This is a genomic window from Pseudomonas sp. LBUM1644 (assembly GCF_059716195.1).
The window spans coordinates 4,122,398-4,138,784 of sequence record NZ_CP166812.1; the positions used below are offsets into that span (position 1 = coordinate 4,122,398).

The window sequence follows — 16,387 nt, forward strand, 5'->3', positions numbered from 1 at the left end:
GAACGTTTTCAACTCCGAGCGCCTGGTCAACTTGACTATCGGCAAAACGGTGTTACAACCAATAGAGCCCACAGTGGGTAAAAAAGGTCCGCGGAGTCAATCTTATTTCTAAGATTCGACTGCGGATGTACTGGATGATACTCCAGTGATGGAGTCTGTTGCAGAGGGATATGAGCATGGCAGTCGGCAAGGTGAAGTGGTTCAACAATGCGAAGGGGTTCGGCTTCATTAACACCGAAGCCAGGGAAGGACGCGACGAGGATGGCAAAGAGATCGACTTCTTTGCCCACTATTCGGCCATCGAAATGGAAGGATACAAGACCCTCAAGGCCGGACAAGCCGTAAACTTCGAGATCGTCCAGGGACCCAAAGGCCTGCACGCGGTGAAAATCACGTCTGCGGATGTCGTGAATGAACCGGCCACGCCTTCCACTCACCACGAAAAGGTATCGAGTTGACGCAACCGATCATCCAGTCAAAAAAAAAACCGCCCGAAGGCGGTTTTTTTGTGCCGACTTGCTTACATATGTGAGATCAGCGCGTCGCCGAACGCTGAAGAAGACAGCAGTTTCGCGCCTTCCATCAAACGTTCGAAGTCATAGGTCACGGTCTTCGCGGAAATCGCGCCGTTGGTGCCCTTGATGATCAGGTCGGCCGCTTCGGTCCAGCCCATGTGGCGCAGCATCATTTCTGCGGACAGGATCAGCGAGCCCGGGTTGACCTGGTCCTTGCCGGCGTATTTCGGCGCGGTTCCGTGGGTCGCTTCGAACATGGCGATGGTGTCGGACAGGTTGGCACCTGGCGCGATACCGATACCGCCCACTTCCGCCGCCAGGGCGTCGGAGAGGTAGTCGCCGTTCAGGTTCAGGGTCGCGATCACATCGTACTCTGCCGGGCGCAACAGGATCTGCTGGAGCATGGCGTCGGCGATGGCGTCCTTGACGATGACGTTCTTGCCGGTTTTCGGGTTTTTGAACTGCATCCACGGACCGCCGTCGAGCAGGGTCGCGCCGAACTCTTCAGCGGCCACTTCGTAGGCCCATTCCTTGAAGGCACCTTCGGTGAACTTCATGATGTTGCCTTTGTGCACGATGGTCAGCGAGTCGCGGTCGTTATCAACCACATACTGCAGCGCTTTACGCGCCAGACGCTTGGTGCCCTGCAGGGAAACCGGCTTGATGCCGATACCGCAGTTTTCGTCGAAACGGATCTTGGTAACGCCCATTTCGTCTTTAAGGAACTTGATGACCTTGGTGGCTTCCGGCGAACCGGCTTTCCATTCGATACCGGCATAGATGTCTTCCGAGTTCTCACGGAAGATCGTCATGTCGACGTCGCCTGGTTTCTTGACCGGGCTAGGCACACCTTCGAACCAGCGCACCGGGCGCAGGCACACATAAAGGTCGAGCTGTTGACGCAGGGCAACGTTCAGGGAACGGATGCCGCCACCAACCGGTGTGGTCAACGGGCCCTTGATGGAAACCACGTAATCCTTGACTGCGTCCAGGGTTTCCTGGGGCAGCCAGGTATCCTGATCGTAAACCTGAGTCGCTTTCTCTCCGGCGTAGACTTCCATCCAGGAAATTTTGCGTTCGCCGCCGTAAGCCTTCTTAACAGCAGCATCGACAACCTTGATCATGACCGGGCTGATATCAACGCCAATACCATCGCCTTCGATGAAGGGGATGATCGGGTTGTTAGGAACATTGAGAGAATGGTCCGCGTTGACGGTGATTTTGTCGCCGACTGCTGGAACCTGAATCTTCTTGTATCCCATGCTGAACTCCATTGTTTGGATTGAACATCTGGCTTCGTTCGAGCGTACCCCAGTTAAATCGGCACGCAAACCCTATGTTCCATCCATCTGCCGCAAAGCTGCACAGTTCGCGGCGTACAAGCCTGAAAGCAAAGGGAAAAGCGCCAAACTCAAGCACGGTGCAAGACTCTACGCCCCACCCGCCCCTGCGACCTTTAGACCAATGGACGATATTCGTTGCGTATGAACCATCGGCAGATTGCCAGCTACCTATGTATAATGCCGCCCGCTGACCACAGAGTCACTACGGCCGACCTCTCTACGACGAGACTTCGGACCCGAAAAAGCAGGATTGTTATCGCAGTCCACCCGCTTGCCGCTCGACTGATGCACCCAACATCATCGCGCACAAATCTCGACATTCGGCTCATGGATGACTTTGAACGAACGCGCTTACCCGGCGCCCTCGAGTTTCTGCGCACGCTTTAGCATAGAAGAGAGAGTTAATCCGAATATGCCCACCCGCTCGAAGATCATCTATACCTTCACCGACGAAGCTCCCGCCCTCGCCACCTATTCACTGTTGCCTATCGTAGAGGCCTTCACCGCCTCGGCTGATATCGCCGTGGAAACCCGCGATATCTCTCTTGCAGGGCGCATCCTGGCCAGCTTCCCCGAGCAATTGGGCGACAAAGCCGTAGCCGACCACCTTGCCGAACTGGGCGACCTGGCCGTTACGCCTGAAGCCAACATCATCAAGTTGCCGAACATCAGCGCCTCGGTTCCGCAATTGCAAGCCGCGATCAAAGAGCTGCAAGCCCAAGGTTTCGCACTGCCGGACTACCCGGAAACCGTGACCAGCGACGCCGACAAGCTCGCCAAGTCGCGTTACGACAAGATCAAGGGCAGCGCCGTGAACCCGGTTCTGCGCGAAGGCAACTCCGATCGTCGCGCCCCGCTGTCGGTCAAGAACTACGCACGCAAGCATCCGCACAAAATGGGTGCATGGGCTGCGGACTCCAAGTCGCACGTCGCGCACATGAGCACCGGTGATTTCTACGGCAGCGAAAAAGCTGCCCTGATCGACGCCGCTGACGCCGTCAAAATCGAACTGATCGCTCAAGACGGCACCACCACCGTCCTGAAAGAAAAAACCACCGTGCAAGCCGGTGAGATCCTCGATTGCGCGGTCATGAGCAAAAACGCTCTGCGCAGCTTCATCGCTGCCGAGATCGAAGACGCCAAAGCCAAGGGCGTGCTGCTGTCGGTTCACCTCAAAGCCACCATGATGAAGGTCTCCGACCCGATCATGTTCGGCCAGATCGTTGCCGAGTTCTATAAAGACGCCCTGGCCAAGCACGCAGACGTGCTGGCGCAAATCGGCTTCAACCTGAACAACGGCATCGGTGACCTGTACGCTCGCATCAAGGCCTTGCCCGCTGAGCAACAAGCGCAGATCGAAGCGGACATCCAGGCGGTCTACGCCGCTCGTCCGTCGTTGGCCATGGTCAACTCCGACAAAGGCATCACCAACCTGCACGTGCCAAGCGACGTGATCGTCGACGCCTCGATGCCGGCGATGATCCGTGACTCCGGCAAGATGTGGGGCACCGACGGTCAGCTGCACGACACCAAGGCGGTGATCCCGGATCGCTGCTACGCCACCATCTACCAAGCGGTGATCGAAGACTGCAAGGTGAACGGCGCTTTCGATCCAACCACCATGGGCAGCGTGCCAAACGTTGGCCTGATGGCGAAAAAAGCCGAAGAGTACGGCTCGCACGACAAGACTTTCCAGATCAAGACCAACGGCGTTGTCCGCGTTACTGACAGCAAAGGCGGCCTGTTGCTGGAACAGTCGGTTGAAGCTGGCGACATCTTCCGCATGTGCCAGACCAAAGACGCGCCGATCCAGGACTGGGTCAAACTGGCCGTCAATCGCGCTCGCGCAAGCAGCACTCCGGCAATCTTCTGGCTGGACCCGATGCGCGCTCACGACGGCGTAGTGATCGAGAAAGTTCAGGCTTACCTGAAGGATCACGGCACTTCCGGCCTGGACATCCGCATCATGTCGCCAGTCGACGCGATGGCGTTCACCCTGGGCCGCACCCGCGAAGGCCTCGACACCATTTCGGTGACCGGCAACGTACTGCGCGACTACCTGACTGACCTGTTCCCGATCATGGAACTGGGCACCAGCGCCAAGATGCTGTCGATCGTGCCGCTGATGAATGGCGGCGGCCTGTTCGAAACCGGCGCTGGCGGTTCGGCACCGAAGCACGTGCAGCAACTGCTGGAAGAAAACTTCCTGCGTTGGGACTCCCTGGGCGAGTTCCTGGCCCTGGCCGCCTCCCTTGAGCACCTGGGTGTGACGTACAACAACCCTAAGGCGCTGGTTCTGGCCAAGACCCTGGATCAGGCCACCGGCCAGTTCCTGGACAACAACAAGTCGCCATCGCGCAACGTCGGCAACATCGACAACCGCGGCAGCCACTTCTACCTGGCGCTGTACTGGGCTCAAGCCCTGGCCGCCCAGACTGAAGACGCTGCACTGCAAGCGCAGTTCGGCGAACTGGCCAAGACCCTGACCGAGAACGAAGCAACCATCGTTGCCGAGCTCAACGCCGTTCAGGGCAAGCCAGTCGACATCGGCGGTTACTACAGCGCCAATGCCGAACTGATCAGCAAGGCCATGCGTCCAAGCAACACTTTCAACACCGCGATCGCTGCGTTGGTTTAAGGTTGTAACGATGCAAAGAAGCCCCGGCCTCGTGCCGGGGTTTTTGTTTGTGGCTTTCACACTACTCCGTCTGTCGAAACCGGATTAAATGTGGGAGCGGGCTTGCTCGCGAAAGCGGTTTATCATCCGACTTCAATGTTGACTGCCCCACCGCTTTCGCGAGCAAGCCCGCTCCCACATTAGCGTTTCGCAACATCTGCAACCGAGGAAGTCCTATGGATTGGCTACCCCACATCACCGTCGCCACCATCGTCGAAGACAATGGCCGCTTCCTCATGGTCGAAGAACTCAAGGGCGGACGAGCGGTACTCAACCAGCCCGCCGGCCATCTCGACCCGGACGAAACCCTGATCGACGCCGCCGTGCGCGAAACACTCGAGGAGACCGGCTGGGACGTCGAGCCGACCGGCGTGGTGGGGATTTACCTTTACACTGCCCCGAGCAACGGTGTGACCTATCAGCGGGTCTGTTTCAGCGCAAAACCGCTCAAGCACCACCCCGACTATCAGCTCGACGACGGAATTGTCGGCGCAAAATGGCTGACGCGTGACGAACTGCTCGCCCAGCGCGCAAACTGGCGCAGTGAGCTGATCATCCGTTGCATCGATGATTACCTGGAAGGCTTTCACTTCGGTCTCGAACTGATCCGCCCTTCTCTTTAGCCTTGTGGGCTTCGGCCTGCTAGAATCGCGTCCTTTTTCAAGACACTCATTGAATCCCTATGCGTGATCCAGCCCCTTCTGACACACAAAAGAAGCGCGTCATTGTCGGCATGTCCGGCGGCGTGGACTCTTCCGTTTCCGCTCTCCTGCTGATCGAGCAAGGTTATGAGGTGGAAGGCCTGTTCATGAAGAACTGGGAAGAAGACGATGGAACGGAATACTGCACCGCCATGGATGACCTGGCGGACGCCCAGGCCGTGTGCGACAAGATTGGCATCAAGCTGCACACCGCCAACTTCGCCGCTGAGTACTGGGACAACGTGTTTGAGCATTTCCTGGCCGAATACAAGGCCGGCCGCACGCCGAATCCGGACATCCTCTGCAACCGCGAAATCAAGTTCAAGGCATTCCTCGACTACGCCATGGTGCTCGGCGCCGACCTGATCGCCACCGGCCACTACGTGCGTCGCCGTGACATTGATGGCCGCACCGAACTGCTCAAGGGCCTGGACCCGAACAAGGACCAGAGCTACTTCCTGCACGCCGTCGGCGGCGAACAGATCGCCAAGACCCTGTTCCCGGTCGGCGAGCTGGAAAAACCCGAAGTCCGCGCGATTGCCGAGAAACACGAACTGGCGACTGCAAAGAAAAAGGACTCCACCGGGATTTGCTTCATCGGCGAACGCCGCTTCAGCGACTTCCTCAAGCAGTACCTGCCGGCGCAGCCGGGCGAAATCAAGACCACCGAAGGTGAAGTCATCGGCCGCCACCACGGCCTGATGTACCACACCATCGGCCAGCGCCAGGGCCTGGGCATTGGCGGCTTGAAAGACGCCAGTGACGAGCCGTGGTACGTGCTGATCAAGGACCTGGAGCACAACGAGCTGATCGTTGGCCAAGGCAATGATCACCCGTATCTGTTCTCCCGCGCCCTGCTCGCCTCGGACATCTATTGGGTCAACCCGATCGACCTGAGCGAGCCGCGCAAGCTGACGGCCAAAGTCCGTTACCGCCAGAGCGATCAACCCTGCACACTCGAGAAGACCGCCACCGGCTACCGCGCAACCTTCGACGATCCGCAGCGCGCAGTCACCCCGGGACAATCCGTGGTGTTCTACGACGGCGAAATCTGCCTCGGCGGCGGCGTGATCGAAATTGCCGAACCGTGGACCAGCAAAGGCCAGCAACAATGAGCCCGACCCAGGAGCAACTGACGGCGCTGGGCGGTGTGTTTCTCGCCGCCGTCCTCGTCGACAAGATTGCCAAGACCGGCCAGACCGCCGAAGCCGGCTTGACCTGCATGCTCGGCAGCCTGTTGATTCGCGACCCCAAGGACACGCTGGAAGTCTACGGCGGCGACGACATCAATCTGCGCGAGGGCTATCGCGCCTTGATTGGCGCCCTGGAACGCGACCCGAGCGCCCTTCAGCGTGAGCCGCTGCGTTATGCCTTGGCGATGTTGGGCCTGGAGCGCCAATTGGCCAAACGCGGTGACATGCTGGACGTGATCGGCAAGCGCCTGCCGCAGATTCAGTCCCAGGTCGAACACTTCGGCCCGGCGCACGAGAACGTGATCGCTGCCTGCGGTGCGCTGTATCAGGACACCCTGAGCACCCTGCGCCAACGGATCCAGGTTCACGGCGACATGCGCAACCTGCAACAACCGAGCAACGCCTCGAAGATCCGCGCCTTGCTGCTCGCAGGGATTCGTTCGGCGCGCTTGTGGCGACAGCTGGGCGGTCATCGCTGGCAGTTGGTGGTCAGCCGGCGCAAATTACTCAAAGAGCTTTACCCGCTGATGCGCAGCAGCTGAACCGCGCCCGCAACACGTTTTTTAATCTGTAACGCGTAGTACGCCGGTCAGTTGGCAACGGACCGTCGGATTTTTTCATGTATGATACGCGCCCCATTTCGTTGCCCGACTGTCCGAGAACACCCCATGCAGCTTTCTTCGCTCACTGCGGTTTCCCCTGTTGACGGCCGCTACGCCGGCAAAACCCAGGCCCTGCGCCCAATTTTCAGCGAATACGGTTTGATCCGTGCTCGCGTTCTGGTTGAAGTGCGCTGGCTCCAGCGCCTGGCCGCTCACCCTGGCATCAGCGAAGTGCCGGCATTCTCCGCCGAAGCCAACGCAGTGCTGAACACCCTGGCGGAAAACTTCGCTCTGGAGCACGCCGAGCGTGTCAAAGAGATCGAGCGCACCACCAACCACGACGTCAAAGCCATCGAGTACCTGCTCAAAGAGCAAGCGGCCAAGCTTCCGGAACTGGCCGCCGTCAGCGAATTCATCCACTTTGCCTGCACCAGCGAGGACATCAACAACCTGTCCCACGCCCTGATGCTGCGCGAAGGCCGTGATGAGGTGATGCTGCCATTGATGCGCCAGACTGCCGAAGCCATCCGCGAACTGGCGATCCGTTTCGCCGACGTGCCGATGCTGTCGCGCACCCACGGTCAACCGGCTTCGCCAACCACCCTGGGCAAAGAGCTGGCGAACGTGGTTTACCGCCTGGAGCGTCAAATCGCTCAGGTCGCTGCCGTTCCGCTGCTGGGCAAGATCAACGGCGCTGTCGGCAACTACAATGCTCACCTGTCGGCCTACCCTGAGATCGATTGGGAAGAGAACGCTCGCGCCTTCATCGAAGACGAGCTGGGCCTGGGCTTCAACCCTTACACCACGCAGATCGAGCCGCACGACTACATTGCCGAGCTGTTCGACGCGATCGCCCGCTTCAACACCATCCTGATCGACTTTGACCGCGACATCTGGGGCTACATCTCCCTGGGTTATTTCAAGCAGCGCACCATCGCTGGCGAAATCGGCTCGTCGACCATGCCGCACAAGGTCAACCCGATCGACTTCGAAAACTCCGAAGGCAACCTGGGTATCGCCAACGCACTATTCCAGCATCTGGCGAGCAAGCTGCCGATCTCCCGCTGGCAGCGTGACCTGACCGACTCCACCGTGCTGCGCAACCTCGGTGTCGGCTTCGCCCACAGCGTGATCGCGTACGAAGCCAGCCTCAAGGGCATCAGCAAGCTTGAGCTGAACGCTCAGAAAATCGCTGCCGACCTGGACGCGTGCTGGGAAGTCCTGGCCGAGCCGATCCAGACCGTGATGCGTCGCTACAACATCGAAAACCCTTACGAAAAGCTGAAAGAATTGACCCGCGGCAAGGGCATCAGCCCTGAAGCGCTGCAGACTTTCATCGATGGCCTGGACATGCCAGCCGCCGCCAAGGCCGAGCTGAAATTGCTCACCCCGGCGAACTACATCGGTAACGCTGTAGAGCAAGCCAAGCGCATCTGATCGACCGTTTTACCCGTTTGAGACGCCCGGCAGCGCCGGGCGTTTTTATTCCCGTCTGAAAAGTGCTTTTTTTCAATAGGTTACACATGAATCCTGACATTCCTCTTCAACTTCTGGGCGGCATCACGGCACGCGAATTCCTGCGCGACTACTGGCAGAAAAAACCGCTGCTGATCCGCCAGGCGATTCCTGATTTCGAAAGCCCGATCGACGCCGACGAACTGGCCGGCCTGGCGCTGGAAGAAGAAGTCGAATCGCGCCTGATTCTCGAGCACGGCGAGCGCCCTTGGGAATTGCGTCGTGGCCCGTTCGCCGAAGACGAATTCAGCAAATTGCCGGAACGCGAGTGGACCCTGCTGGTTCAAGCCGTTGACCAATTCGTGCCGGAAGTCAGCGAGTTGCTGGAGCACTTCCGCTTCCTGCCGAGCTGGCGCATCGACGACGTGATGATCAGCTTCGCCGCTCCGGGTGGCAGCGTGGGCCCGCATTTCGATAACTACGACGTGTTCCTGCTGCAGGGCCATGGCAAGCGCAACTGGAAAATCGGCCAGATGTGCGATTCCGAGAGCCCGCTGCTGCCACACGCAGACTTGCGCATCCTGGCTGATTTCGAAGCCACCGATGAGTGGGTCCTGGAACCGGGCGACATGCTCTACCTGCCGCCGCGCCTGGCCCACTGCGGCGTAGCCGTTGACGATTGCCTGACCTACTCCGTAGGTTTCCGCGCGCCGAGCGCCGCTGAAGTGCTGACCCACTTCACCGACTTCCTCAGCCAGTTCCTGCCGGACGAAGAGCGCTACACCGACGCCGACGCGCTGCCATCCGTCGACCCGCACCAGATCCAGCACGACGCCCTTGATCGCTTGAAAGGCTTGCTGGCCGAGCACATGAGCGATGAGCGCCTGCTGCTGACCTGGTTCGGCCAGTTCATGACCGAGCCGCGCTACCCGGAACTGGTGGTGGGCCCGGAAGAAATCGAAGAAGACGACCTGCTCGCCAGCCTCGAGCAAGGTGCGGTGCTGATTCGTAACCCGAGCGCACGCATGGCCTGGTCCGAAGTCGATGACGACCTGCTGATGTTCGCCAGCGGCCAGAGCCGCTACCTGCCGGGCAAGCTGCGCGAGCTGCTGAAAATGATTTGCGCCGCCGATGCGCTGCACGTCGACAATCTTGGCGACTGGCTGAGCGACGAAGACGGTCGCGGCCTGCTGTGTGAACTGATCAAGCAAGGAAGCCTGGGGTTTGCTGATGAATAAAATTCACGTACGTGTCGCAGACTGGCAAAAGGACAACGCCGAGATCCGGCGCATTCGTGAGACGGTGTTCATCGCCGAGCAATCCGTTCCACCCGAGCTGGAATGGGATGCCGATGACGCGACAGCGGTGCATTTTCTGGCCTTCGAAGGCGACTTCCCGATTGGCACCGCCCGCCTGCTGCCCGATGGGCATGTCGGCCGGGTCTCGGTGCTCAAGGACTGGCGCGGCTTGAAAGTCGGCGATGCGCTGATGCAAGCGGTGATCGGGGAAGCCGAGAAGCGCGGGCTGAAGCAGCAGATGCTGAGTGCTCAGGTTCAAGCCACGGCGTTCTATGAGCGCCTGGGCTTCAGCATGGTCAGTGAGGAGTTCCTGGAAGCCGGGATTCCGCACGTGGACATGGTACGCCACTCCGCTTAAACCCTATGGCGAGGGGGCTTGCCCCCTCGCCACAATGGCGCTGAAGAACACCTCAAAACGCCCCGCCATCTTCGGATGCCGGGGCGTTTTGCTGTCTACGATTCAACTTGCCCCACGCCGGGCCGACAAACTGGCAATATCAACACTTTATGTTGTCGGAGATAACGGATATGTCCCTACGCACCCTGCTCTGCACGCTGCTGCTGACCTGCAGTTTTTCGGTCATGGCCGCCACCGAGATCGTGCCGCTGAACTACCACACCAGTGCCGACATGCTGCCGATGGCGCAGGATTTTATTGGCAAGGACGGCCAGGTCAGCGCCTATGGTAATCAGTTGATCGTCAATGCCGATCAGCGCAAGATCGACGAACTTAAAGCACTTATCTCGCAACTCGATACCCAACCCAAGCGCCTGCTGATCACCGTCGACACCAATGAAAACAACTTCCAGGGCGATCAGGGTTATTCGGTGAATGGGGCAAAACCCAGCCAGCCCCGAATCATCAATCGCAGCACCGACAGTCGCGACGGTGGTATCCAGCAAGTCCAGGCCAGCGAAGGTGCACCCGCACTGATCCAGGTCGGCCAAAGCGTGCCGCTGACCAGCTCGCAGACCGATTCCTACGGCGATCTTCGCAGCCAGACCGAGTACCGCAACGTCACCCAGGGTTTCTACGTCACCGCCAGCATTACCGGCGAGATCGTTCACTTGTCGATCAGTACCAACCGTGACCGTATGAGCCAGGAACGTCCCGATGTAGTGAATGTGCAAAGTACAGACACAACTGTCACGGGACGGGTCGGTGAGTGGATCACCCTGGCCGGCGTAAACCGCCAGACTCAGGCCGACAAACAGGGCCAGACCCGCAGCTACTCGACTCAGGGCCGGGATGACATGACCCTGCGCGTGAAAGTCGATACTTTGGACTAAACCACCTAAAACTGACTGATTAGTCGTATTAGACCAAAGATGTAGTGCTCAAAAAAAAGCACTACAAAACATTTGACGATCGAAAAAAGCAAAGGCATGATGGCCTCGCTCCCGCTAATCAGGGGCCCTGGCAAGGGCCTTCGAGGCGATGCTCGCACCTACTCCGCGAGCCGCTTCGTGTCTGTACCGCCCACAAGGTGTGTTTGACGAGGTTGCCGACTGGAACGAAGTTGTCCCGAGGGACGGAAGCGTAATTAGGTAACCCGGCTCCACACTGAAGTTCGCACCAAGGCCCACGACGCCCGAATGCGCTCGCCAGTTCGCCCTTACCTGCTCACTTCCCCTCGAGCCCATCGTTCATCCTGTCGCCACCCCCGCCGAATCCGACTTGACCACCCAAGCTTCTGGTCTGCGAGCGCATGAATTTTCCACCGCTTCACAACTTTCCGTAAAAGACGCGACGAGGTTTATCTCCATGGCACTGACACGCGAACAGCAAATTGCAGCCCTCGAAAAAGACTGGGCTGAAAACCCACGCTGGAAAGGCGTGACACGCGCTTACTCCGCTGCTGACGTCGTCCGCCTGCGTGGCTCGGTTCAACCTGAGCACACCTTCGCAAAACTGGGCGCCGAGAAGCTGTGGAACCTGGTCACCCAGGGTGCCAAGCCGTCCTTCCGCCCTGATAAAGATTTCGTCAACTGCATGGGCGCCCTGACCGGCGGCCAGGCTGTACAACAAGTTAAAGCCGGTATCCAGGCAATCTACCTGTCGGGCTGGCAAGTCGCTGCGGACAACAACTCCGCAGAATCGATGTACCCGGACCAGTCGCTGTACCCGGTGGATTCGGTTCCAACCGTGGTCAAGCGCATCAACAACTCGTTCCGTCGTGCTGACCAGATCCAGTGGAAAGCCGGCAAAGGCCCGGGCGACGAAGGCTACATCGACTACTTCGCTCCAATCGTGGCTGACGCCGAAGCCGGTTTCGGCGGCGTACTGAACGCTTACGAGCTGATGAAGAGCATGATCGAAGCAGGCGCCGCCGGCGTTCACTTCGAAGACCAACTGGCTTCCGTGAAGAAATGCGGCCACATGGGCGGCAAGGTACTCGTTCCTACCCAGGAAGCTGTACAGAAGCTGACCGCTGCCCGTCTGGCGGCTGACGTTGCCGGTACTCCGACCATCATCCTGGCCCGTACCGACGCTAACGCAGCTGACCTGCTGACCTCGGATTGCGACCCGTACGACCAGCCATTCGTGACTGGCGAACGTACTCAGGAAGGCTTCTACAAAGTGCGCGCTGGCCTGGACCAGGCAATCGCCCGCGGCCTGGCTTACGCTCCGTACGCCGACCTGATCTGGTGCGAAACCGCCAAGCCGGACCTGGACGAGGCTCGTCGCTTCGCTGAAGCGATCAAAAAGGAATACCCGGACCAACTGCTGTCGTACAACTGCTCGCCTTCCTTCAACTGGAAGAAAAACCTGGACGACGCGACCATCGCCAAGTTCCAGCGCGAATTGTCTGCCATGGGTTACAAGCACCAGTTCATCACCCTGGCCGGCATTCACAACATGTGGCACAGCATGTTCAACCTGGCGCACGACTACGCCCGCAACGACATGACTGCCTACGTGAAGCTGCAAGAGCAAGAGTTCGCTGACGCTTCCAAGGGTTACACCTTCGTGGCTCACCAGCAGGAAGTGGGCACCGGCTACTTCGACGACATGACCACTGTGATTCAAGGTGGCTCGTCTTCGGTAACCGCGCTGACCGGTTCGACTGAAGAAGAACAGTTCCACTGATCTGTTTCGCCTGAGCAAACGGCCGTTGCGGACCGAATAGAAAGCTAACCGCAACGTCGCACATCTGACGCCCCGACTGGTTCGGGGCGTTTTTTTGCCGACGATTTTCGATACGACACAACCCTGTAGGAGCTGCCGAGTGAAACGAGGCTGCGATCTTTTGATCTTGCTGGTAAAACAACATCAAAAGATCGCAGCCTCGTTTCACTCGACAGCTCCTACAAGTCGCATATAAGTCAACTTCCTGACCATCCACTCGTTAAACAGATTAAAAACCAATCCAAACAATATTGATTATCATTTAGACGCAACTATGTTCGTTACATTCCCCACAAAACATAATTGATGAAATGCCGGCTAATGCCCGCAACGCATGGGCTGCGGGGCTATGAAGGCATGCTATGTCCTTATTCCATTAAATAATTTCGCTATCTGAATTTTACTTGCACGGTGTTGTGCCATAAAATCAGCGGGATTGATTGCTGCGACATATCGTCACTGCGTTGTTTCTTTTTCAAGCTCAGAGACCTTTGCTCTCTGTTAAGGATTACCAGCATGCCCGAAGCGACAGGACTCATGGCCCACAACTGGGGCTTTGCCATTTTCCTTCTGGGCGTTGTCGGCCTCTGCGCCTTCATGCTTGGCGTTTCCAGCCTCCTCGGGTCAAAAGCCTGGGGCCGCAGCAAAAACGAACCGTTCGAGTCCGGCATGCTACCTACAGGTGGCGCCCGCTTGCGGCTCTCAGCCAAATTCTATCTGGTCGCGATGCTCTTCGTGATCTTCGATATCGAAGCCCTCTTTCTCTTTGCCTGGTCTGTGTCCGTCCGCGAAAGCGGCTGGACCGGATTCGTCGAAGCTCTCGTTTTCATAGCAATTCTGTTGGCAGGTCTTGTCTACCTGTTCCGAGTGGGCGCCCTTGACTGGGCTCCGGAAGCTCGTCGCAAGCGGCAGGCGAAGCTGAAACAATGAGGCTTTGGCAATGCAATACAATCTCACCAGGATCGACCCCGATGCTCCTAACGAGCAGTATCCGATTGGCGAACGGGAAACCGTTTCCGATCCGTTAGAAGATCAAGTTCACAAAAACATCTTCATGGGCAAGCTCGAAGACGTGCTTAACGGCACGATCAACTGGGGGCGCAAGAACTCCCTGTGGCCGTATAACTTCGGTCTTTCGTGCTGCTACGTGGAAATGACCACCGCCTTCACGGCGCCCCACGACATCGCGCGCTTTGGCGCCGAGGTTATCCGGGCATCGCCGCGCCAGGCGGATTTCATGGTTATCGCCGGTACCTGCTTCATCAAGATGGCGCCGATCATTCAGCGTCTGTACGAGCAAATGCTCGAACCTAAATGGGTGATCTCCATGGGTTCGTGCGCCAACTCCGGTGGCATGTACGACATCTACTCCGTCGTTCAAGGGGTGGACAAGTTCCTGCCCGTGGACGTCTACGTGCCTGGCTGCCCGCCCCGCCCTGAAGCTTTTCTGCAAGGCTTGATGCTCCTGCAGGAGTCGATTGGACAGGAGCGTCGTCCGCTTTCCTGGGTCGTCGGTGATCAAGGCGTGTATCGCGCCGAGATGCCTTCGCAAAAGGAACAGCGCCGCGAACAGCGAATCGCAGTCACCAACCTGCGCAGCCCCGACGAAGTCTGATCCAGATCTGCTTCTTTAATAGAACGAGACACTGGCTTCATTCTTTACGTTGACCGAAAGCGATAAATAACCATGACTACAGGCAGTGCTCTGTACATCCCGCCTTACAAGGCAGACGACCAGGATGTGGTCGTCGAACTGAATAACCGTTTTGGCCCCGAGGCGTTCACCGCCCAGCCTACCCGCACCGGCATGCCGGTGCTTTGGGTTGCCCGTGCCAAACTCGTCGAAGTCCTGACTTTCCTGCGCAACCTGCCCAAGCCGTACGTCATGCTGTATGACCTGCACGGCGTGGACGAGCGTCTGCGCACCAAGCGTCAAGGGCTGCCAAGCGGCGCCGACTTCACTGTGTTCTATCACTTGATGTCGATCGAACGTAATAGTGACGTGATGATCAAGGTCGCCTTGTCCGAGGGCGACCTCAGCGTACCCACCGTGACCGGCATCTGGCCGAACGCCAACTGGTACGAGCGTGAAGTGTGGGACATGTACGGCATCGACTTTGCCGGCCACCCGCACCTGACCCGCATCATGATGCCGCCGACCTGGGAAGGTCACCCGCTGCGCAAGGACTTCCCGGCCCGTGCCACCGAATTCGACCCGTTCACCCTGAACCTGGCCAAGCAACAGCTTGAGGAAGAAGCCGCGCGCTTCAAGCCTGAAGACTGGGGCATGAAGCGTTCCGGTGCGAACGAGGACTACATGTTCCTCAACCTCGGTCCCAACCACCCTTCGGCGCACGGTGCATTTCGCATCATCCTGCAGCTGGACGGTGAAGAGATCGTCGACTGCGTGCCGGACGTTGGCTACCACCACCGGGGTGCCGAGAAGATGGCCGAGCGTCAGTCCTGGCACAGCTTCATTCCGTACACCGACCGTATCGACTACCTCGGCGGCGTGATGAACAACCTGCCGTACGTGCTCTCCGTCGAGAAGCTGGCCGGCATCAAGGTGCCCGAGAAGGTCGACGTCATCCGCATCATGATGGCCGAGTTCTTCCGGATCACCAGCCACCTGCTGTTCCTGGGGACTTACATCCAGGACGTTGGCGCCATGACCCCGGTGTTCTTCACCTTCACCGACCGCCAGAAGGCGTACACGGTGATCGAAGCCATCACCGGTTTTCGTCTGCACCCGGCCTGGTACCGCATCGGTGGCGTCGCTCACGACTTGCCACGCGGCTGGGAAAAACTGGTGAAAGACTTCGTCGAGTGGATGCCAAAGCGTCTGGACGAATACCAGAAAGCCGCACTGGACAACAGCATCCTCAAAGGCCGGACCATCGGCGTCGCTGCCTACAACACCAAGGAAGCCTTTGAATGGGGCGTCACCGGTGCAGGCCTGCGGTCGACCGGTTGCGACTTCGACCTGCGTAAAGCTCGCCCATACTCCGGTTACGAGAACTTCGAATTCGAAGTGCCGCTGGCCGTCAATGGCGATGCCTACGACCGTTGCATCGTGCGCGTCGAAGAAATGCGCCAGAGCATCAAGATCATCGACCAGTGCATGCGCAACATGCCGGAAGGCCCGTACAAGGCGGATCACCCGCTGACCACGCCGCCGCCGAAAGAGCGCACGCTGCAGCACATCGAGACCCTGATCACGCACTTCCTGCAAGTTTCGTGGGGCCCGGTCATGCCGGCCAACGAATCCTTCCAGATGATCGAAGCGACCAAGGGCATCAACAGTTATTACCTGACGAGCGATGGCGGCACCATGAGCTACCGCACCCGGATTCGTACTCCAAGCTTTCCGCACCTGCAGCAGATCCCTTCGGTGATCAAAGGCAGCATGGTCGCGGACTTGATTGCGTACCTGGGTAGTATCGATTTCGTTATGGCCGACGTGGACCGCTAAG

General features: G+C 58.5%; 14 protein-coding genes. 13 read left to right on the top strand and 1 reads right to left on the bottom strand.

The annotated features are described in order from the left end of the window. Positions 1–176: 176 nt before the first annotated feature. Positions 177–458 (top strand): cold shock domain-containing protein, encoded by a 282-nt coding sequence (locus ACA052_RS18750; protein WP_497646223.1) that lies wholly within the window; start codon positions 177–179, stop codon positions 456–458. 62 nt (positions 459–520) lie between these two features. On the opposite strand, the gene icd is transcribed toward ACA052_RS18750, so the two are convergent. Further along, positions 521–1,777, bottom strand: a complete 1,257-nt coding sequence (icd, locus tag ACA052_RS18755) for an NADP-dependent isocitrate dehydrogenase (RefSeq protein ID WP_008146904.1) — start codon at positions 1,775–1,777, stop codon at positions 521–523. A gap of 493 nt (positions 1,778–2,270) precedes the next feature. On the opposite strand from icd, the gene ACA052_RS18760 reads away from it, so the two are divergent. From ACA052_RS18760 to nuoC, 12 genes are all read left to right on the top strand, one after another. Continuing rightward, positions 2,271–4,496, top strand: coding sequence for an NADP-dependent isocitrate dehydrogenase (locus ACA052_RS18760; RefSeq protein ID WP_497646224.1), 2,226 nt, complete (start codon positions 2,271–2,273; stop codon positions 4,494–4,496). Positions 4,497–4,711: 215 nt separating this feature from the next. Next, on the top strand, positions 4,712–5,158 hold the full coding sequence (locus ACA052_RS18765; protein ID WP_497646225.1) for an NUDIX hydrolase: 447 nt from the start codon (positions 4,712–4,714) through the stop codon (positions 5,156–5,158). A 59-nt stretch (positions 5,159–5,217) separates the two neighbouring features. Next, positions 5,218–6,351, top strand: coding sequence for a tRNA 2-thiouridine(34) synthase MnmA (gene mnmA / locus ACA052_RS18770; RefSeq protein ID WP_497646226.1), 1,134 nt, complete (start codon positions 5,218–5,220; stop codon positions 6,349–6,351). After that, complete coding sequence (hflD, locus tag ACA052_RS18775) at positions 6,348–6,971, top strand: high frequency lysogenization protein HflD (RefSeq protein ID WP_497646227.1); 624 nt, start codon at positions 6,348–6,350, stop codon at positions 6,969–6,971. Before mnmA ends, hflD begins: the two co-directional genes overlap by 4 nt. A gap of 126 nt (positions 6,972–7,097) precedes the next feature. Next, entirely contained in the window at positions 7,098–8,468 is a 1,371-nt protein-coding gene (gene purB, locus ACA052_RS18780; RefSeq protein WP_497646228.1) for an adenylosuccinate lyase, read from the top strand. 86 nt (positions 8,469–8,554) lie between these two features. Next, a complete protein-coding gene (locus ACA052_RS18785; protein ID WP_497646229.1) occupies positions 8,555–9,724 on the top strand; it encodes a ribosomal protein uL16 3-hydroxylase in 1,170 nt (389 codons plus the stop codon). Further along, complete coding sequence (locus tag ACA052_RS18790; RefSeq protein ID WP_497646230.1) at positions 9,717–10,142, top strand: GNAT family N-acetyltransferase; 426 nt, start codon at positions 9,717–9,719, stop codon at positions 10,140–10,142. Before ACA052_RS18785 ends, ACA052_RS18790 begins: the two co-directional genes overlap by 8 nt. 170 nt (positions 10,143–10,312) lie before the next feature. Next, positions 10,313–11,074 carry a secretin N-terminal domain-containing protein gene (locus ACA052_RS18795; protein WP_497646231.1) on the top strand — a complete coding sequence of 254 codons (762 nt, stop codon included), beginning with the start codon at positions 10,313–10,315 and terminating at the stop codon, positions 11,072–11,074. A 475-nt stretch (positions 11,075–11,549) separates the two neighbouring features. Next, entirely contained in the window at positions 11,550–12,875 is a 1,326-nt protein-coding gene (gene aceA, locus ACA052_RS18800) for an isocitrate lyase (RefSeq protein WP_033057066.1), read from the top strand. A 555-nt stretch (positions 12,876–13,430) separates the two neighbouring features. Further along, positions 13,431–13,844, top strand: coding sequence for an NADH-quinone oxidoreductase subunit A (locus tag ACA052_RS18805; protein ID WP_003223812.1), 414 nt, complete (start codon positions 13,431–13,433; stop codon positions 13,842–13,844). A 10-nt stretch (positions 13,845–13,854) separates the two neighbouring features. After that, on the top strand, positions 13,855–14,529 hold the full coding sequence (locus ACA052_RS18810; RefSeq protein WP_008146035.1) for a NuoB/complex I 20 kDa subunit family protein: 675 nt from the start codon (positions 13,855–13,857) through the stop codon (positions 14,527–14,529). A gap of 72 nt (positions 14,530–14,601) precedes the next feature. Continuing rightward, positions 14,602–16,386 (top strand): NADH-quinone oxidoreductase subunit C/D, encoded by a 1,785-nt coding sequence (gene nuoC / locus ACA052_RS18815; protein WP_497646232.1) that lies wholly within the window; start codon positions 14,602–14,604, stop codon positions 16,384–16,386. Position 16,387 lies beyond the last annotated feature (1 nt).